Source organism: Novosphingobium sp. BL-S-34, assembly GCF_056857015.1.
In genome coordinates, this window is record NZ_CM166472.1 from 193755 (window position 1) to 212474 (window position 18720).

General features: G+C 66.2%; 18 protein-coding genes and 3 tRNA genes. 11 read left to right on the forward strand and 10 right to left on the reverse strand.

Features of this window, described 5'->3' with window-relative positions; translation table 11 throughout:
• The first annotated feature begins 38 nt into the window (after nucleotides 1–38).
• The 4 genes from AC1VV3_RS00870 (at nucleotide 39) to AC1VV3_RS00885 (ending at nucleotide 4600) form a co-directional block, all read left to right on the forward strand.
• A complete protein-coding gene (locus tag AC1VV3_RS00870) occupies nucleotides 39–212 on the forward strand; it encodes a hypothetical protein (RefSeq protein WP_166675155.1) in 174 nt (57 codons plus the stop codon).
• Nucleotides 209–2131 (forward strand): hypothetical protein, encoded by a 1923-nt coding sequence (locus tag AC1VV3_RS00875; protein ID WP_431568005.1) that lies wholly within the window; start codon nucleotides 209–211, stop codon nucleotides 2129–2131. The genes AC1VV3_RS00870 and AC1VV3_RS00875 overlap by 4 nt, the downstream gene beginning before the upstream one ends.
• Nucleotides 2132–2136: 5 nt before the next feature.
• Nucleotides 2137–3015, forward strand: a complete 879-nt coding sequence (locus tag AC1VV3_RS00880) for a tyrosine recombinase (RefSeq protein WP_431568006.1) — start codon at nucleotides 2137–2139, stop codon at nucleotides 3013–3015.
• Between the two features lie 79 nt (nucleotides 3016–3094).
• The gene (locus AC1VV3_RS00885; protein ID WP_431568007.1) at nucleotides 3095–4600 is read left to right on the forward strand and encodes a M48 family metalloprotease; all 1506 of its coding nucleotides are present in this window, start codon (nucleotides 3095–3097) and stop codon (nucleotides 4598–4600) included.
• Nucleotides 4601–4810: 210 nt separating this feature from the next.
• On the opposite strand, the gene AC1VV3_RS00890 is transcribed toward AC1VV3_RS00885, so the two are convergent.
• The gene (locus tag AC1VV3_RS00890; RefSeq protein WP_465128068.1) at nucleotides 4811–4999 is read right to left on the reverse strand and encodes a Flp family type IVb pilin; all 189 of its coding nucleotides are present in this window, start codon (nucleotides 4997–4999) and stop codon (nucleotides 4811–4813) included.
• Nucleotides 5000–5125: 126 nt separating this feature from the next.
• The gene (locus AC1VV3_RS00895) at nucleotides 5126–5314 is read right to left on the reverse strand and encodes a Flp family type IVb pilin (protein ID WP_482961932.1); all 189 of its coding nucleotides are present in this window, start codon (nucleotides 5312–5314) and stop codon (nucleotides 5126–5128) included.
• 97 nt (nucleotides 5315–5411) lie between these two features.
• On the opposite strand from AC1VV3_RS00895, the gene AC1VV3_RS00900 reads away from it, so the two are divergent.
• From AC1VV3_RS00900 to AC1VV3_RS00915, 4 genes are all read left to right on the forward strand, one after another.
• Nucleotides 5412–5864, forward strand: coding sequence for a (deoxy)nucleoside triphosphate pyrophosphohydrolase (locus tag AC1VV3_RS00900; protein WP_465128069.1), 453 nt, complete (start codon nucleotides 5412–5414; stop codon nucleotides 5862–5864).
• Nucleotides 5865–5908: 44 nt separating this feature from the next.
• A tRNA-Arg gene (locus tag AC1VV3_RS00905) sits at nucleotides 5909–5985 on the forward strand.
• 42 nt (nucleotides 5986–6027) lie between these two features.
• A tRNA-Arg gene (locus AC1VV3_RS00910) sits at nucleotides 6028–6104 on the forward strand.
• 43 nt (nucleotides 6105–6147) lie between these two features.
• Nucleotides 6148–6224, forward strand: a tRNA-Arg gene (locus AC1VV3_RS00915).
• A 158-nt stretch (nucleotides 6225–6382) separates the two neighbouring features.
• Here AC1VV3_RS00915 and AC1VV3_RS00920 read toward each other — a convergent pair.
• Nucleotides 6383–6988, reverse strand: a complete 606-nt coding sequence (locus AC1VV3_RS00920) for a hypothetical protein (RefSeq protein WP_132262253.1) — start codon at nucleotides 6986–6988, stop codon at nucleotides 6383–6385.
• Between the two features lie 393 nt (nucleotides 6989–7381).
• Between AC1VV3_RS00920 and AC1VV3_RS00925 the strand changes: the two genes are divergently transcribed.
• From AC1VV3_RS00925 to AC1VV3_RS00935, 3 genes are all read left to right on the forward strand, one after another.
• The gene (locus AC1VV3_RS00925; RefSeq protein ID WP_431568011.1) at nucleotides 7382–8917 is read left to right on the forward strand and encodes a phospholipase D-like domain-containing protein; all 1536 of its coding nucleotides are present in this window, start codon (nucleotides 7382–7384) and stop codon (nucleotides 8915–8917) included.
• Nucleotides 8914–9522, forward strand: a complete 609-nt coding sequence (gene folE / locus AC1VV3_RS00930) for a GTP cyclohydrolase I FolE (protein ID WP_132262257.1) — start codon at nucleotides 8914–8916, stop codon at nucleotides 9520–9522. Before AC1VV3_RS00925 ends, folE begins: the two co-directional genes overlap by 4 nt.
• Before the next feature lie 183 nt (nucleotides 9523–9705).
• Nucleotides 9706–11214: a hypothetical protein gene (locus AC1VV3_RS00935; RefSeq protein WP_431568012.1), complete on the forward strand. Its 1509-nt coding sequence runs from the start codon at nucleotides 9706–9708 to the stop codon at nucleotides 11212–11214.
• A 2-nt stretch (nucleotides 11215–11216) separates the two neighbouring features.
• Here the strand turns inward: AC1VV3_RS00935 and AC1VV3_RS00940 are convergent, their stop codons facing one another.
• The 7 genes from AC1VV3_RS00940 to AC1VV3_RS00970 form a co-directional block, all read right to left on the reverse strand.
• Entirely contained in the window at nucleotides 11217–12230 is a 1014-nt protein-coding gene (locus AC1VV3_RS00940; RefSeq protein WP_132262259.1) for a type II secretion system F family protein, read from the reverse strand.
• A gap of 19 nt (nucleotides 12231–12249) precedes the next feature.
• Entirely contained in the window at nucleotides 12250–13221 is a 972-nt protein-coding gene (locus AC1VV3_RS00945) for a type II secretion system F family protein (RefSeq protein ID WP_134092722.1), read from the reverse strand.
• Nucleotides 13222–13249: 28 nt separating this feature from the next.
• A complete protein-coding gene (locus AC1VV3_RS00950) occupies nucleotides 13250–14536 on the reverse strand; it encodes a pilus assembly protein CpaE (RefSeq protein ID WP_132262263.1) in 1287 nt (428 codons plus the stop codon).
• A 3-nt stretch (nucleotides 14537–14539) separates the two neighbouring features.
• Nucleotides 14540–15202, reverse strand: a complete 663-nt coding sequence (locus tag AC1VV3_RS00955) for a CpaD family pilus assembly protein (protein WP_431568013.1) — start codon at nucleotides 15200–15202, stop codon at nucleotides 14540–14542.
• Nucleotides 15203–15216: 14 nt separating this feature from the next.
• Nucleotides 15217–16740: a type II and III secretion system protein family protein gene (locus AC1VV3_RS00960; RefSeq protein WP_431568014.1), complete on the reverse strand. Its 1524-nt coding sequence runs from the start codon at nucleotides 16738–16740 to the stop codon at nucleotides 15217–15219.
• Between the two features lie 59 nt (nucleotides 16741–16799).
• Complete coding sequence (gene cpaB, locus AC1VV3_RS00965; RefSeq protein ID WP_314468177.1) at nucleotides 16800–17819, reverse strand: Flp pilus assembly protein CpaB; 1020 nt, start codon at nucleotides 17817–17819, stop codon at nucleotides 16800–16802.
• Between the two features lie 159 nt (nucleotides 17820–17978).
• Nucleotides 17979–18677 carry an A24 family peptidase gene (locus AC1VV3_RS00970; RefSeq protein WP_465128070.1) on the reverse strand — a complete coding sequence of 233 codons (699 nt, stop codon included), beginning with the start codon at nucleotides 18675–18677 and terminating at the stop codon, nucleotides 17979–17981.
• Between the last annotated feature and the right edge of the window lie 43 nt (nucleotides 18678–18720).

Genomic DNA, 18720 nt, shown 5'->3' on the forward strand with positions numbered 1-18720 from the left:
CGCTAGGTCGCAGCGCAAGCATCGGTGAAGGAAGGCGAGTGACGATACAAAAACGCAGGCGCAAGTTCTCAGGCGTGGCTGCCGTTTCCATCGTCGCTCCGGTGGCAGTCCTGGGGGCGGTCCTTTTGGGCGCCTGGGCATGGTCGGACGGCGGCCGTTCGCCGGTGCGCGATATCGTCGAGCCGATTCCGGTGCCGGAGCTGCCCCGATGAGCCTGGGTGTACGGTCCTGGCATCTGCTGGCCGGCGTTTCGCTGGCGCTGACTTCGGTGTGGGCAGTGGCGCAGGATGCGCCCGAATCGCTACTGCCGAAGATGTTCGACGAACCGCCCGCGCGCGCCACGCCAAGCGCCGCGCCTGCTGCGCCGCCGCGGCCTTCCAGTCGCCCGGCGGCAAGCCCTTCGGTCGCCGCACCGGCATCGCCGTCGAGCGCGCCGCGCTCGGTTTCGACCCCGGTGATCCAGGCCTTGCCGGTGGAGGATGCGCCGAGCTTTCCCACCAGCGGCTTCGTGACGACCGACGCCAGCGGCAAGAGCACGCTCACGCGCATGCCCACGCTTGAAGAACTGCAGGGCATGTCGCCCGAGGCCTTCGAACAGTTGCTGACCGACAAGCTCGATCTCGACATGCCGGCGGGCGCTCGCCGCTCGATGGAGCAGATCGGTCTGGTCGACGAGAGCGAGGGCGGGATGGCCGCAGCTTCGCTCTCCGCCCAGAACCCCTATCTGGTGCAGACCGCCATCGCCGCCAATCGCGGGGCGCTGGTCTCGCGCTGGGGGCATATCCTGCTGCGCCGCGCGCTCGCCTCGCGGCTCCAGGCGCCGCCGGGCATGAGCCCGCAGCAATTCCTCGGCCTTCGCGTAGGCCTGCTGATTCGGATGGGCGAAACGGACGCCGCCCGCGCGGTCCTGCAGGGGCTGGATATCTCGAACTTCACGCCGGGTATTACCCGCGAGGCCTTCGACATCTACCAGCGCACGGCCGATTTCACCGGCATGTGCCCGGTGCTCTCGATCCAGGGCATGCAGGACGACACTGCCGAATGGAGCGCCGCGCAGTCGATCTGCGATGCCTTCCGGGGCAGTGGCGCCGCCGCGCTCGCCCGGCTGGAGCGGGCCCGCGTCAGCGGCAAGATGCCGCGGATCGATTCGCTGCTCGCGCAGAAGTACGCAGGCGCTGCGGGACGTTCACGCAAGGCCGTGACGATCGAGTGGGACGGCGTCGATACGATGACGCCCTGGCGCTACGGCCTGGCGATCGGCGTTGGTCTCACCCCGCCCGATAGCGCCATGTCCGGCGCCGGGCGGATGTACGACTATGCCACCGCGCTTGCGCCGATGGTCGGCCTGGAGCGCCGGGCCATTGCCGCCGACCGGGCGGCGGCCAGCGGCGTGCTTTCCAATGCCGCGATGGTCGACCTCTATTCGCAGGTCTATGCCGATCCCGAAGTGACCGGCGAATGGCAGAAGCGCGCAGAAAGCCTGCGCGATGCCTATACGCTGGAAGCGCCCGGCGCGCGCCTTTCCGCGATGCAGAACCTCTGGACCGGCACGACCGGGGAGGCTGCCTATGCCCGCCAGGTGCTGACCGCCGCAGCCGCAGCGCGCATTGCGCCGAGCAAGGACATGGAGGACGATGCCGCTGCGCTGATCGCCTCGATGCTTTCGGCGGGTTACGATACCAATGCGCTGGCCTGGTCGCCGATCGTGGCGTCGGGCAGCGAGGGCTGGGGCCTGCTGACGCTCGCTGCGCCGGGCCGTATCCGGGCCGTGGATTCGGGCGCGGTGGATACCTATTACGGGGCCGACGACAGCCAGAACAAGCGCCGCAGCGCCTTCCTTGTCGCCGGACTTGCCGGACTGGGTCGGATCGATGAAGGCGCGGCCTCGCGCTATTCGGGCGACTGGGGCATGCAGCTGGACAGCGCGACCCGTTTCACCGCCGCCATCGACAAGGCGGCCACGGACGGCGATGCCGCCAGCGTCGCCCTGCTTGTCGGTCTCGGCATGCAGGGCAGCAGTTGGCAGCGGATGACGCCGCGTTACCTCTACCACATCGTCTCTGCGCTTCGCACGGTCGGCCTCGATGCCGAGGCGCGGATGATCGCCGCGGAAGCCGTGGCACGGGCCTGACCGGGATGGCGGGCGGAAGCCACGCCGAACGGTTCCTGGCGATGCTGGCGGCCGAACGCGGGGCCGCGGCCAACACGCTCGCCGCCTATCGGCGCGATCTTGCGGCCGCCGAGGAGGTGCTGGGCGATCTTGCGGCTGCCGACGGCGATTCGCTGGCCGGCCTGGGAGAGGCCTGGACCGGGCTCGCAGCATCCAGCCTTTCGCGCCGCTGTTCGGCGCTCCGGCAATTCTACGGCTTCCTGGTGGACGAGGGCCTGCGTGCAGACGATCCCTCCGGCTCGCTGCCGCGCCCCCGCACGCGCAGGCCCTTGCCGCGTATGCTTTCGCATGCGGAAGTGGAGCGGTTCCTGGCCACGGCCGAGGCAGAGGCGGCGGGGGAGCGCTCCGACGCGGTGCGGCTGCTGGCGCTTTTGGAATTGCTCTATGGCTCGGGCCTGCGGGCCACCGAACTCGTTTCTCTGCCGGTCGCCGCGGTGCCGCGCGATGCGCCTTTCCTGCATGTGACGGGGAAGGGCGGGCAGCAGCGCATGGTGCCGGTGAGCGGCCGTGCGCGCATGGTGCTCTCGCGGTGGCTGGCGGTACGACGCGGCACGTCGAAATTCCTGTTCCCCTCCACCGGGGAAAGCGGCCATCTGACGCGGGTGCGCCTGTTTCAATTGCTGAAGGCGCTGGCGGTGCGCGCGGAAATCGATCCCACGCGCGTGTCTCCGCATGTGCTGCGCCATGCCTTTGCGACGCATCTGCTCGAAGGCGGGGCGGACCTGCGCGTTCTGCAGATGCTGCTGGGGCATGCGGATATCGCGACGACCCAGATCTACACGCATGTCGACAGCGCGCGGCTGGTGGCGCTGGTAAACGCGCGCCATCCACTGGCGCGCGGCTGAGCGGAGGGAACCTCGCATTATCCTTCCCGTTGCTTCACGGGAGAAACGCGAAGAATTGCCATCGTCCGAGGGGAAGAAGATGTCTGCATACCAACCGGTTCGGGCGCTCAGGGGCGCTTTCGCCGCGACTTGCGCGGGCGCCGCGCTGCTGGCCCTGGCGCCAAGCACGACAGGCGTTGCCGTCGCTGCCGCGGCCCGCCCGGCCACTGTCAACGCCATCAGCCGTGCCGACAAGGCGGAAGGCGCCAAGGCGCACCCCGATCTCCTCGCCGAATTCGGCGGCGCCGTGACCGGCCCTCAGGCCAGTTATGTCGAGCAGGTCGGCAAGAACATCGCAATCCAGTCCGGCCTTTCGAACGCGCGCGGCGACTTTACCGTCACGTTGCTGAACTCGCCGGTGAACAATGCCTTCGCGATCCCGGGCGGCTATATCTACGTCACCCGTCAGCTCACGGCCCTGATGAACAACGAGGCGGAACTGGCCGGGGTGCTTGGGCATGAGGTCGGTCATGTCGCCGCACGGCATTCGGCCAAGCGACAGGAAGCCGCCTCGCGCAACCAGTTGCTGGGCGTACTGGGATCCTTGCTGTCGGGTGTCCTGCTGGGGGACAGCGCTTTCGGCAGGCTGGGGCAGCAACTGGCCTCACAGGGCTCGCAAATGCTGACGCTGAAATATTCGCGCAGTCAGGAGCTGGAAGCGGACCGGCTTGGCATCACTTACCTAAAGCGGGCGGGCTACGATCCGCGGGCCATGGCGACCGTGCTGGATAGCCTCGCGCGCCAGACGGCCCTGGAGGCGCAACTGCGCGGCACATCGAATCAGGTTCCGCAGTGGGCCTCAACGCACCCGGACCCGGCCTCCCGCGTGCGCGATGCGCAGGCCCAGGCAGGCGCCTCGGCGACGGGCATGACCAACCGCGACGAATTTCTCACCCGGATCGATGGTCTGGTCTACGGCGACGATCCCAAGCAGGGAATTATCGACGGCAACCGTTTCACCCATCCCGAGCTGCGCCTGGCGTTCCAGGCGCCCGAGGGGTTCTACCTCGTGAATGGAACCCAGGCGGTTTCGATCAACGGCGATTCGGGGAAGGCGCAGTTCTCGGGCGGACCGATGGGGACGGGACTGGATGCTTATATCCAGACCGTGTTTTCCAGCCTCACCGAATCAGGGCAGGCGCGGATCGTGCCGTCCAGCATCGAGAGCGCGAACGTGAACGGCATTCCGGCGGCCTATGGCGTGGCGCAAGTGCAGGCGTCCAGCGGTCCGGTGGATGTGGCCGTGTTCGCCTACGACTTCGGCGGCGGCAAGGCCTATCACTTCCTGACGATCACGCGCGTCGGCGGCGCGGGCGCGTTCAACGCGATGTTCAAGAGCATGCGCCGGATTTCCGCAGGCGAGGCGGGCCAAGTCAAGCCGCGAAGGCTGGCGGTCGTGACTGTAAAGGCTGGCGACACCGTGCAGTCGCTGGCATCGCGCATGGCGTACAGCGATGGGGCCGTGGAGCGGTTTCTGGTGCTCAACGGACTGGGGAGCGGTGCGCGGCTGGTTCCGGGGCAGCGGGTGAAGCTGGTGACGTATTGAAGCCTAGTTTCGGTAATTGCCAGCGTTGTCCTGAACTTATTTCAGGATGTGTGCCGCACAAGACGCCGCGGTTCATGGCCCGCGGTGGATCCCGAAACAAGTTCAGGATGACGTCGGCTAAGGTAGATCGCGGCGTTGGCCTCAAACATACGACTTATAAAAAAGGGCGGCAGGTTTCCCCGCCGCCCTCTAGAATTGCTTATGGAGCTATTATTCGCTCTCAGATGCGGTGTTGCCGCCTTCGATCGCGGTCGAGGTCTTGGTGAACGTCGTCTTAAGGTTCGAACCCAGGCCCTGCATGGCGGCGATCGCGGCGACGGCGATCAGAGCGGCGATCAGGCCGTATTCGATTGCGGTGGCGCCTTCTTCGTTGCGGCGCAGCTTGGCGAGAAACTTCATGTCATGTCTCCTGAATGAAAGCAGTCTTGTGTACCCGGTCCGCCCCGCCAGGCACTCGCTTCGGCGCTTTGGACAGATTGGGATCTAGGCTGGAAGTGTTGAAAAAAACTTAAACAGAGAAAGTAATTACTGACCGGATGTAGCCGCTGCAGACTTATCACTGACGGATGCCCACAAGGCGATCGTTTCCGATGCAAGGCTGTTGAGCGCGACAAGTATGGCAAGGACGATCATGGCCAGAATCAGGCCATACTCTATTGCAGTGGCGCCATCTTCATCTCGAAGAAGGCGGGTAAGAAATGATGATTCTGTCATGAATACTTGCAATGCCCCCAATCATTGATTGAATTAGCGACTTAGCGTTAAAGAGTTCCTAAAGGAGGGCGTTTCCCTGGAAAATTTCCTTACACCCTTGCTGGTCGTCGCCGTGGCTCTGCTACGCGCGGACGGGCGCGTGCTGATGCAGCAGCGGGCTCTGGCGTCGCAACACGGCGGGCTCTGGGAGTTCCCCGGCGGCAAAGTCGAGGCAGGCGAGACGCCCGAGATGGCTGCCGCGCGAGAGCTGCATGAAGAGCTGGGCGTGGCGCTGGCGCCGGAAGCGCTCATGCCGGTGGGCTTCGCGAGCGGGCCGGGGAGCCTGCCGTCCGGAGACGAGGCTGCCAAGGTCAGGGCCAAGAGCGGGGGCGGCCGTGCCATCGTCATTCTTCTTTATGCGTGCCGTGCCTGGGAGGGCGAGCCGGAGGCCCATGAGGCCGAAGCGCTGGGCTGGTACATGCCCGGCGAGATCCCGGGTCTCGACATGCCGCCGCTCGACTATCCGCTCGCCGCAGCCTTATCCACAATCTTGGCGCAGAACGCGATATAGGCGTTGACGGCAAGGCGAAGCGCTCCTATTGGCGCCTCTCCAACGCGCCCGTAGCTCAGCTGGATAGAGCATCAGACTACGAATCTGAGGGTCGGACGTTCGAATCGTTCCGGGCGCACCATTCTCCTTCGGGGGTATGGTCTTTGGTTGGAGAATGACATTTGCGCCCGTAGCTCAGCTGGATAGAGCATCAGACTACGAATCTGAGGGTCGGACGTTCGAATCGTTCCGGGCGCACCATTCTCTCCTTCGGCAGGGAATGGCACCACATAGGGCAAATTGTGCGCCCGTAGCTCAGCTGGATAGAGCATCAGACTACGAATCTGAGGGTCGGGCGTTCGAATCGCTCCGGGCGCACCACTTGCACCAATGCACTGAAAACCCCGCGGAGCCTGGCTCCAGCGGGGTTTTTCGTATCTGCGATACCAGGCGGGCTGAGAGGCCGGATCAGACTGAAACGAAAAAGGCCGGAAACGCAGCTGCGCTCCCGGCCTTTCGATCAGATTGCCCTCAGGCGATTACTGGCCGCTGGGGGTCTCGCCCGCGGCGGCAGTGGCCGAGGGAGCAGCCTGGGCATCCGCACCCGGCTGGCCGCCGGCGCTGGCCTGCAGCTGCGAGTTGAACGCCGTGGACGTCATGCCGAGCGTCAGCGACTTGTCTGCGCCGAGGCCGAAGTAGGACTTCTTGAGCTGGGCGACCGAGCCGTTGTTGAGCGCCACGAAGACGTCGTCGCCTTCGACCTTGCTCACGGTGCCGAGAACGACGCCGTCGCTGCTCTTGATCGGCTTGTCGGCCACGAAGGCGGTGGCGAGTTCGGCGCTGCTCTCAGCCTTGGCGCCGTTCACGGCGGCTTCGAGGTCGGCCTTGTTCATGCCGATGGTCAGGCCCTTTTCGCGCATGGCGAAAGCGGTGCCGGGCAGGCCGGCGCGGGCCGTGCCCGTGTTCACGGTGACGACACCGTTCTGGACCGCTTCCACGGTACCGACTTCGGAGCCATCGGGGGCATAGACCTTGGCACCTACCGTCGGGGCGGCGGTGGCGGCAGCAGCCGTGCCCTGAGCCATGACGGTCACCGGGGACAAGGTCGCGGCGGCGATCGCGGCGGCGATGAGAGATTTCTTCATGGCATACTCCTTCTCGATGCGGGAACCGACCCAACGGTTCCGGCTCGGAGGCTTCCGACGCGCAATCGCTGCGGAAGCGTGAATGGTGGTCCGGAAAATTCACGACCCGGACGATTTGTTCCAACCCGAAAGCTGGAAGCCCGTTCCGCGTGGGTTAGCACTGGGAAGGAACGGACTTTGACGGTGCATGTTGCACACTTGCAACGGAATGGCCGCTGAACGGTGCCGGATCAACCGTCAAAGCGGCTCTTTTTTACGGTGAAGTGGCGGAAATCGGCCATTCGCAGGTTTCAGGGGCGGCGGGTCGTGTCACATGTCGGACAAATGCCCTTCGGAACATCCCTCGATCTCAACCCTTGATCGCGGGCGACGGCTGATCCAGCAAGGTAAGTGATGATACAAAACTCGGCTAACGGGGGAGGCCAGGACCCAGCGGCTTCGCCATCGGTCTGGCGCTACGCCATGGCGAAGCGCGCCTATGTGGTGATCGACGCGGCCGACTATTTCGAACTGATGCGCGGCGTGATGGAAGAAGCCCGGCAACGCATCTTCCTGATCGGCTGGGATTTCGATTCGCGGATCCTGCTCGCCTCGGGCCGCCGCTGGTGGCAACGCGGGCGGCGCCAGAAATTTCCCGCGCGGCTCGGTTCCTTCATCATCTGGCTGGTCAAGTCGAACCCCCGGCTGGAGATCCTGCTGCTCAAGTGGAACATCTCGCTCGTGAAGTCGCTCTTTCGCGGGACGATGGTCTTCGACCTGATCCGCTGGGCGCTGCAGGCGCGAATCGATTTCAAGTTCGACGGTGCGCATCCGATCGGCTGCAGCCACCATCAGAAAATCGTGGTGGTGGACGATGTCTTCGCGGCGTGCGGCGGTATCGACATGACTTCCGATCGCTGGGACACCCCGGACCATCTGCCCAAGGACCCTCGGCGCCGCCGCCCGACCGGAGGGCTCTATGGCCCCTGGCACGACGTGACGATGGTGATGGAGGGCGAAGTGGCCGCCGCGCTGGGCGAATTGGGGCGCGAGCGCTGGAAGGTTGCGGGCGGTGCGGAGATCGCGCCTTGCGTGCCGCAGGACTTCAGCCCCTGGCCTGACAAGCTCCGCGCCGAATTCGAGAATGTGGAAGTCGGCATTGCCCGGACCCGCGCCGAATATGGCGAGTGCCCCCAGGTCAGCGAGATCGAGGCCCTGTTCGTGGAGCAGATCCGCCGCGCCCGCCGCTTCGTCTATGCCGAAACTCAGTATTTCGCCTCGCGCGCGATAGCCGAGGCGATCTGCGAACGGCTGCTGGAAGACGATCCGCCGGAGTTCCTGATCGTCAATCCGCTGACGGCGGACGGCTGGCTGGAGCAGGTGGCGATGGATACCGCGCGCGTCGAACTGGTGCGGACGCTGGGCGAGGCGGACCGTGCCGGTCGCTTCCGCATCTACTATCCGGTCGCCGCGGACGGCACGCCGATCTATGTCCATGCCAAGCTCATGATCATCGATGACGAAGTGCTGCGGGTGGGTTCGGCGAACATGAACAACCGTTCGATGGGGCTCGATTCCGAATGCGATGTCTTCATCGATGCGGCGCGGCCTGCCAACGCCCATGTCTCGCCGGCGATCGCGGGTTTGCGCCATCGCCTGCTCGCCGAGCATTGCGGCGTGACCGAAGAGACCATCGCCGAGGCGCTGGATCGCCATGGCTCGATGCTGGCGGCGGTCGAAAGCCTTGTGCCCACGGGCAAACATCTGGAACCCTTGCCCTTGAAACATCTCTCCGAAGCTGAAAGAGCGCTGGGTGAAAGTGCTCTGCTCGACCCGGAACGACCCGGAGAGATGTTCGAGCCGATCGAGCGGCGCGGTCTCTTCCGCCGCAAGGGGCAGCTCATGCGGCTGCGCCTCATGGACAGATTGCGAAGGAGTAAGAAGGGATGAGCAGCCTTGACGGTCCCGACGAGGACAACCCGCTGGGCAAGCCGGCCGTCCCCGACCATGTGCAGCAGGCCATCCGCACGCTGATCGAGTGGGCCGGAGACGATCCCGCGCGCGAAGGGCTGATCGATACGCCCAAGCGCGTGGCCCGCGCCTGGAAGGAATATTGCCAGGGCTATGGCGAGGATCCGGCGATCCACCTCAGCCGCGTGTTCGAGGAAGTGGGCGGCTATGACGAAGTGGTGCTGCTGAAGGACATTCCCTTCCAGTCGCACTGCGAACACCACATGGCGCCGATCATCGGCAAGGCGGCGATCGCCTATCTGCCCAAGGACCACGTCGTGGGCATTTCCAAGCTGGCCCGCGTGCTGCACGGTTTCGCGCGCCGCCTCCAGATCCAGGAGCGACTGACCGCCGAAGTGGCGCAGTGCATCTGGGACCATCTCCAGCCGCAGGGCGTGGCGGTGGTGATCGAGGCCAGCCATGCCTGCATGACCGCGCGCGGCGTGCGTACGCCGGGCGTCAGCATGATCACCAGCCGCATGATGGGGACTTTCCTCGACGACGAACGCAGCCGCAAGGAAGTGCTCAGCCTGATGGGCTACTGAGCCGGGCATTTCGGCCACGCTGAGCGCGGCCTTGTCCGGTGCCAACGTTCGGGATAGCCGTCCGAACCCGATTATCCCCGCTTCCGCAGCGCAGGGGGCTTGAACAGCCTCTCGCGCTGCGGTGAAGGAAAGCGCGTGCCATGCAGGTGATGGGCATGCGCGGGGCATGAGCCGGGGGACAAGGTGAGCGGACGGATCGAGACGAGCGAAGGACGGCCGGTCGCCGCCGCGGCCCCCACGGCCGAAGCCAGGACGACAGCGCAAGTGTCCTGGGCGCATTGGGCCGCGGCGCTCGTGCCGGCGGCAATGCTCGCCGTGCTGCTGCTCCGCCGGGTCTGGGATGTCGACATTTTCTGGCAGCTCAAGCTGGGCGAGATCATCCTTGCCCATGGCGGCCCGATCTCGCGCGAGCCCTTCGCCGCGCTGCATCTGGGCGAGCCTCTGCCGGCCATCGGCTGGCTGGCGCAGGCCAGCATGGCCTTCGTTCGCGCCATCGGCGGCTGGGACGGGCTGCGGATCTACGATTCGCTATGCTGGCTCGGCGGGTTCTGGGCGGTCGCGGCTGCCTGCCGCCTGCGGGGCGCCTCCAGGCTGGCGGTCGCCGCCGCGCTCGTGCTGCCGTTCATCGCTGCAGTCGAGACGGCCAGCATTCGGCCGCAGAGCTACGCCTCGCTCTGTTTCGGTCTGCTCCTGGCGCTGCAGCGCCTCGAATTGCGACCGCTCCCGGCCATCGCGCTGGGCGTGCCCTTGCTCCTGCTCTGGCAGAACCTGCATCCCTCGGTCAGCGTCGGCGCGCTCGCATTGGGCATCCAGACGGCCCTTGGCCTCCTTGCCTGGCTGCGCGACCGCAGCCGTCCCTTGCCAATCGGCCCGGCGATCCTGAGCCTGGCCGCGATCGGCGCGGTCTTCGCCACGCCTGACGGCGTCTCGATCCTGGCCATTTCGGCGAAGAATGCCGAGATGAGCCTTGCGATCGGCGCCAGCGAATGGCGCCCGCTCTGGATCGAGGGCAACTGGACCAACGCCGTGCCGGTCCTGGCCGTGGCCATCGTTGCCCTGTTCCTTGTCCTGCGCCAGCAGGAGCGCCATGAGCTGCGCGAACTGTTGCTGGCGCTGGCTCTCTTCATCCTGACGGCGACTGCCTATCGCTTCGTGCTGTTCTGGGCCCTTGCGCTCGTTCCGGTGATCGCGCGGGCCATGACGCGGGCCGTGACAGGGAGCGAAGAGTGCGGGAGCACCCAACGCGCCGCGCCGCGGGGTCTGGCCGCAGCCGCCGTGCTGTTCGTGGCGGCGATCACGCCGATCGTGGCACCGACGCGCTTTGCGCCTACTCTGCCGCTCGGCGCCATCGCTTATCTGAAGACGCTTGACGTACACGGCACCATCTACGCCGATTTCCCTTATGGCGGCCCTGTCATCGACGCGGGCTGGCCGGCCTGGCACGTCGCTTATGACGGTCGCTACTATCGCTACGCGCGCGAGGAGTGGCAGTACAACGGCGGGATCGAGAACGGCTACGTTCCCCTCGTCGACGTGATCGCCAAGTGGCATCCGGCCGCGTTCCTCATCCAGGAGGAGCACAATGCGCCGCTGGCGGGGGAACTCGCCCGGTCGCGGCGCTGGCAGCGGGTCTATCGCGGGCCGGACGGCGTGGTCGTCTATGTCCCCCGCCGCCCGTCGCAGCGCCGCTAGCTCTACTTCGGCGCGTGGGGCTCGCCGCCCGAGAAGGCATCGGCGATCGAGCAGGCGGCTGGGCCGAGAATGACGATGAACAGCGTCGGCAGGATGAACAGGATCAGCGGCACGGTCATGATCGCGGGCAGTCGGGCTGCCTTTTCCTCGGCGCGCATCATCCGTTCGTTGCGGAATTCGGCGGATAGGACGCGCAAGGCCGAAGCCAGCGGCGTGCCGTAGCGCTCGGTCTGGATCATGGTGGTGACGACGCCGCGCATGGCGTCGAGATTGACGCGGTAGGCAAGGTTTTCGAATGCCTGCCGGCGTTCGGTGAGGAACGACAGTTCGATCGAGGCGAGCGAGAATTCCTCGCCCAGTTCGGGATAGGCGCGGCCGAGTTCGCGGGCGACACGGTCGAACGCTGCGTCGACCGTCAGGCCGGCCTCGGCACAGATCACCAGCAGGTCGAGCGCGTCCGGAAGGCCCTTGCGGATGGCGTCAGTGCGCTTGGTGACCATGTTCTTGATGAAAATATCCGGCCCCTTGTAGCCGGCGATCAGCATCCCCGCGAAGCCCATGAACTTCTTGAAGCTGCTCCATTGCGGGAAGTAGTCGATCCCGTAGATCACCAGAGCAGCGGTGCCGCCCATCAGGATTGGCGCGACGAGGCGCGCGAAGACCACCGCGACCGCCCATTCCTTGTTGCGGATGCCGGCCTGGGCCAGCTTCTGCTCGATGGTGCGAAGCTGGCTGTCCTGCAGCATCTTCAGCTTGCCGAGGAAGGCGCCCATGCGATCGGTCGTCTCGTTCCTGCGCACGACGCTCTGGCGCTTGCGCGGGGCGGTGGCGATCCCGGCCTTGAGCGCTTCGCGGCGCTGGTTGAGCGCCTTGACGCGCTTGGCCATGGGATCGCGCACGGTGACCGCGGCATAGATCGCCAGCAGCACGGCCGCCGCCGCGACGGCCGCGAGCAGCGTGCCGACCATGATGACGTCGAAACCGAGAAGGGTGGGACCGGCAGGTTGGTTTGGCATCGGACCGTCTATCTTTCGCTCAGATCTCGAAACTGACCATCTTGGCCATGATGAAGGCGCCGATGCCCATCCAGACCGCGCCTCCCATGCCCGCCACGATCAGGCGGTCGTCCGTGAAGAACTTGCCGATGTAGCCGGGGTTGATCCACCAGATCATGCCGAAGACGATGAAGGGCAGGGAGCCCACGATATAGGCCGAGGCCTTGGATTCCGAGCTCATGGCGCGGATCTTGAGCTTCATCTGCGAGCGCTTGCGCAGCACGTCGGACAAGTTCGCCAGGGTTTCGGCCAGGTTGCCGCCGGTCTCGCGCTGGATGGCCAGCGTGATGCAGAAGAAGGCGAATTCCGGGATGTCGAGACGGTCGGAAGTGTCCTGGAGGGCATCCTCCATGGTCTTGCCGATCTTGATGCGTTCGGTGACGAGCTTGAACTCCTCGCCCACCGGGCCGGGCACTTCCTTGGCGACGACGCCGAGCGTCTCGGTGACCGGCAGGCCCGAGCGCAGGCCGCGTACAAGCAGTTCGATGGCATCGGGGAACTTGGCGTTGAACGCGTTGGTGCGCCGCGAGATGAGCTTGTTGAGCACGAAATGCGGAATGCCCGCGCCCATGAACAGCCCGAAGGCCAGCGCCAGGATGAGCGCCTTGGTCTTGAGCAGTACCAGCAGCGTGACGAAGAGGCCGACGCCGCCGGAAACGTAGAGGTACTGGTTCAGCGACCAGCTCACGCCCGAGCGGTGCAGGCGCAGGGCCAGGGCGTCGATCCGCGAGCCCGAACCCGCGGTCTTGTGCATTTTCGGGCGGCGCGCAGCCACGGCCTTGCGCATCTGCGCCTCGACGCGGTCGGTCGTGCTCTGCGAATGGCGGTAGCGCACCGACTTCAGCCGGCGCGTCGATTCCTTGGCTGGCGAAGGGCCGGAGAAGGCGACCCAGACAAGCGCCACCGCGCTCGTCAGGCCGATCGCCAGCAGCAGCAACTGCATCATGTTCATGGCTGCTTTTCGCCCCTTACGTGGCCCCTCAGCGGGGGGCCGTTTCCTTCTTCGCCGCGGCCTTGCCCATGAAAGCCTTGAGGTCGAGCTTGCCGAGCAGCGAAGGCTTGGCGGCAGGACCACCCGGTGCCGAGCGGGCCTCTCCGGTCTCTTCGAGGATCAGGCGCGACAGGTCGCGGATTGCGGCACCGGCCCGGTTGGTGCGGTTGGTGTCGGCGAATGTCTGGCCCAGCTTCGCGGCCATCGATGCGGCCTTGAGGTCGTAGGGGATGGCAATCTGCACCGGGGTTTCGATCGAGGCTTCGAAATCGGCCTTGGTGATCTCGGCCAGGCTGGGCTGGATCTTGTTGGCGACCACGAGCACGCGGGCATGCGGGGCATGGGCCTTGAGCCAGGAGAGCATGCGGATCGTATCGCGGGCCGAGGCCAGCGTCAGTTCCACGACCAGCACGACCACGTTCACATTGGCCAGAAGCTGCGGGAAGTTGATCAGCATGTTGCGCGGCAGATCGATGACCGTCATCTCGAAGGCCTGGCGGAATTCTTCCTCAAGCTGCACGAAGGCCGCGCCGTCGGTCATCAGCGGCGTGCCGATGGGGGCTTCGGCCGAGAGGATCGCCAGGTTGTCGTTGGCGCGGATCATCGCGCGTTCGATGAACAGGCCGTCGATGCGGCTGGGGTTCTCGATCGCGTCGGTCAGGCCGCGGCCGGGCTCAAGGTCGAGGCAGAGCGCGCCGGTGCCGAAATGGATGTCGAGATCGAGCAGGGCGGTCGGCAGCTTTTCGTCCGCGCTGAACAGCCAGGCAAGCGATGTCGCCAAGGTGGAGGCACCGACACCGCCGCGCGTGCCGATCACGGCCGTGGAAAGGTGGGACTTGGCCGCGCCGGGCTCATGGCCGCGCGGGGCCGAGAACACGGCCTGCGCCTGCGCCAGCGTATCGCGCACGGTGCCGGGGGAGAGGGGCTTGAGCAGATAGTCCTGAATGCCGCTGGCCAGCAGGTCGCGGTAGAGGCGCACGTCGTTCACCTGGCCCACCGCGATGACGACGGTGCCGGGCTCGCAGACTTCGGCCAGAGCATTGATGTCGTTCAGCGGGTCGCCGCTTTCCGACAGGTCCACCAGGAGGATGTTCGGGCTTGCGGTGATCGACAGCGACTGGACCGCGTTGCGCAGGCCGCCCTTGTTGCACTTCTCCGGCTGCCAGCCCATTTCGAGCGCAATGGGGCGCAGCACGTCGAGCGATGCCTCGTCGCACATATAGGCGGCGAACTGGTCGCGGCCGCCGGGGCCGCCGGATTTCCAGGGTGCGTTCATGGCTCAGTTCGCCTTGCTGGAGGTGGCGGCGACGGTGTTGCCGCCCGTGGGAGTGGCGCTGCGATAAGCCTCGATCGCCTTGGACGCGCTCATGACGGTGGTTTCGCCGGTCGACTGGGCGCCGTGCACCAGGTCTTCGGGATTGGCGACCATGGCCGCGATATTGGCATTGGTGGCGCAGCCGTAGTTGCTGGTGAGGCCGTTGTTGGGATTGAAGTCGTTATGGGCGGACCAGTCCGGGCAACCCGGCACCGAAGCCTTGGTGCGGGCGACGACGATCCGCGCATTGCCGGCATCGACATAGCCTTCAGTGACCGGCGCGCCCTCGGTGAGGATCAGGCCATAGCGTCCGGCCACGGCTTCCACGGCGCTGCGGACGCCGGGATTGCCCGAGGGATCGTCCACGAAGATGCGGTCGCCGTATTTGAGGCCCATGGCCTCGAACCAGCCGGCCAGCCGTCCCTGCTCCCCGGACCCGAGGCCCGAGCCGTCGGTGCGCACGTCCAGCGTGTAGTTGACGCGCTCGATCACGGGCTGATGCACGCTGTTCATCGAACGGTTGGTGGGCATGCCGCCGCAACCGGTAAGGAGGAGGCCGAACGAGAGGACGAGCGAGCCGGCAGCGAGACGGCCGAGGCCGGGACGACGCGCGATCTGGTTGGACATCGGGTTCATCTTTCTCAGTTCAGGCTGAAGCCGGGGCGAACGGCGGTATCGGCGGCCGAGCGCTTGCCGGACGTGGCGGGCGCGGTGGAGGCATCGCTCGCTCCCGGGGCGGCAGCGGCGCCGCTCACGGCTTCCGAGCGCTTCTTGCCGCTGGTGCCGTCGTTTTCCATGTTGCCGAGCAGGCGCTGCAAGTCGTTCGGGGCGTTGAAGCCGTCGGTCGGCAGCGCGATCTGGGAGGCGTCGACCGGATTGACGAGGTAGGGCGTCACCACGATCACCAGTTCGGTCTCGCCGCGCTTGTAGCTGGTGGAGCGGAACAGCGAACCCAGGATCGGCAGGTCGCCGGCGCCCGGCAGCTTCTGGATGGTATTGGAGGAATTGTTGCTCAGCAGGCCGGCGATCATGAAGCTCTGGCCGGAGCCGAGTTCCACGGTGGTCTCGGTACGCCGCACGGTGAGGGCGGGAACCTCGTAGCCATTGAAATTGACGGCGCCCTGACTCGACAGTTCGGAGACTTCCGGGCGGACGCGCATCGAGATGCGGCCATTGGCGAGGACGACCGGCGAATAGCTAAGGCTGACGCCGTATTTCTTGTATTCGATCGACGTGGTGCCGAGCGCCTGGCTGATGGGGATCGGATATTCGCCGCCCGCCAGGAATTCAGCCGTTTCGCCCGACAGCGCGGTCAGGTTCGGCTGGGCGAGGGTGGTGACGAGGCCGATGGTCTCGCCGGCGTCGAGCGAACCGAGGATGTTCACGCCGAACAGCTTGCCTGCCGCAGCCAGCGTGCTGCCGGCCGTGTTGGTGGTCACGCTGCTGCCGGGAACCGTCGTTCCATCGGGCAAGGTGATGGAGACGTCTCCGCCGACACCCATGGCGCGGCCGGGATGGAATTCGTTGACGGTTCCCTGCCCGATGCCGAACTTGAAGCCGCCGGTGCCGTCGATGGTGGCCATGTTCACGGCCAGAGACTTGACCAGCGAGCGGCTCACTTCCGCGATGCGGACCTGGAGGTTGACCTGCAGCGGGGTCGCCATGCGCAGGCGGCTGATGACATTGGCATCCTTGCCGACATAGGCCTGGACGAGGCGCTCTGCTTCCGCGGCGTCTTCCGGGGTCTTGACGGTGCCGGTCAGCAGGAAAGTGCTGGAACCCATCGTCGAGACGCCGATCTTCGCTTCCGGCATGGCCAGGCGCAGCATGGCGTCCACGCTGTCGAGGTTCGAACCGACGCGGATGGTGGCAGACCAGATCACGGCGCCTGCCGCGTTGCTGGCATAGACCGTGGTGGTGCCGCCGGCCTTGCCGAAGACGTAGAGCTGGCGCGCGGACTTGACCTGCACGTCGGCCACCGCGTCATTGGCAACGAAGACGTCGGCCATGGCGCCAGGCACGTTGATGAGCTGGCCGTTGCCGATCGACAGCGAGAGGTCCTGCGCGGGATGGACGATCGACTGCGCGCAGGCGGGCGCGGCGGCCGCGATCGGCGCCAGCGCGCAGGCCGCGATCAGCAGGGACTTGAGAAGGCGCGGTTGCATCGTGAGACCCTTCGTCGGATGGATGCGCTTTGCGGAGAATGCGTTCTGCGGGCGGGTCATCAGTGGCTGCCGACGGGTTCTTCGGTCGTGTCCTTGCCGCGCGTGACGCGCACGACGGGGCCGGTACGAACGGGCGCTGCGGAAGCGGTCTGGGGGGCGCCGACGACCGGAACGGTGCGGGCCGCCACTTCGGGGCCGGTGGCCGGGCGGCTGGAGCGCTGGAAGCGCGAGACGTCACCGCCGGTCATATAAGTAGAGGTGCCTTCGATGGGGCGGTTCATGGCATTGCGCATGAGCTGCTCCTCCTGTTCGCGGGTGGCGCCTTCCGGCACCTTGACGTCGCCGCTGGCGAGGATGCGCTCGAATTCGCCCTGGTTGTCGGCGATGGCGCGCAGCGAGAGGCTGAGCGTGCCGATTTCCTGCGCCACGGCCACCTTTTCGGCAATGCGCGGCGTCACTTCGAGCGTGACCGTGCTGAAGGCGTGGACCACCGTCTTGCCGTCCACCACTTCGTTGTCGGTGGCCTGGTCGGTGGCGAGTACGCGCAAGTTGCGCAGGATCGTTTCCGATGCGCGCAGGGCCTGACCGCCGTCGTTGCCGGTGACCTGCTGGGTGAGCACGAGGTCAACGTGGTCGCCGGGGAAGACGAAGCCGCCGACGCCGGTCTTGGCGGAGACGGGAATGGTCACCGCGCGCATGCCCGGCCCGAGGGCGGCGGCCAGGAAGCCGCGGTCGCCCGGCGCGACGAGGGCGCCCTGGGTTACCGGCTGTCCGGCGGTGATCTGGAAGCGGACCACGGTGCCGAGCAGCTTCTGCATGTCGGCCTGACCGTCGATGAAGTAGGCATCCTTCACCAGCTCCTTCGGCCAGTCCTGATAGGAGACGGCGTCGGCGGTGATGATCGTGCCCACGGGCAGGGCGCGCTGGGCGACGAGGACCTTGGGTCCGGTCGGCTGGGCGGTCGCCACGGCCTGCGCCTGGGGCGCTGCCGAACCGGCGAACATCGAGCGGGCGCCCATTGCCGTCACCACTGCTATCAGCAGCGCGGCAACCAGCAGCACCAGCTTCTTCCTATCCATGTCTAAGCGACCCCCTGAAAGCCCTGGAGCGGCAGGCGCCGCCCCGAAGGCCGAAATGCGGCGTCAGAAACGCCCTGTGCGAAACCCCTGCGCCCGAAGTCACTGCGTTCGTGACTGGGCAAGTGTCAGTAGAATCGCGTAAAATGGTTAAAATCGAGTTCATCGAACAAGCGCGCTGGAAAGCACCTGCTCGCCCATCACCCAGAGCGCCGCCGCCGAGATGGCCACGCCGTAGGGAATGGGCAGGCGCGACTTCTGGCGGCGCATGATGTGGCGGAAGCCGAACAGGAACAGCGCGACCACGGCCAGCGCGATGAGTGCCAGCAGCCACGCCTGGGGAATGGCAGCGTGCACGGCGCCGAGCTGGTCGGGTGAGATCACCGGGCGGTGCATGGCCAGCGCAAGAACCACCGCGCCCGCAGCGAAGACCCAGCCCAGGGCGACGATCCAGCCGAGCGCGTCGCGCATCGCCTCGCCGGGCCGCCGTTCCATGTTGAAGGCGGCCATGGCGATCGAGGCTCCGCCGCCGATCATGGCCATGAGGACGATGACCTGGCCGAAACCGGCAGGCGCAAACCACAGCGCCAGCGCGGTCAGCAGCTTGACGTCGCCGCCGCCCATCTGGCGCAGTGCAAACAGCAGGCATGCGACGACAAAAGTGATCAGCGCCAGGCCAAGCTGCCAGGCCATGTCGGCCCAGCCCAGCCCGATCGACCACCACCAGAACGGCGCGGCCAAGGCAATCGCGAGATTGAGCGTATTGTCGATCTCCCGGCGCTTGAGATCGGTGAAGGCTGCGACAAGCAGGGCGATTGCCAATGCCAGCAGCAATGCATACGAAAAGGCTCCGCCCGGCATTCGTGAGTTCCCCCTTGGCCCGGGGCACGATCTATCGGACATC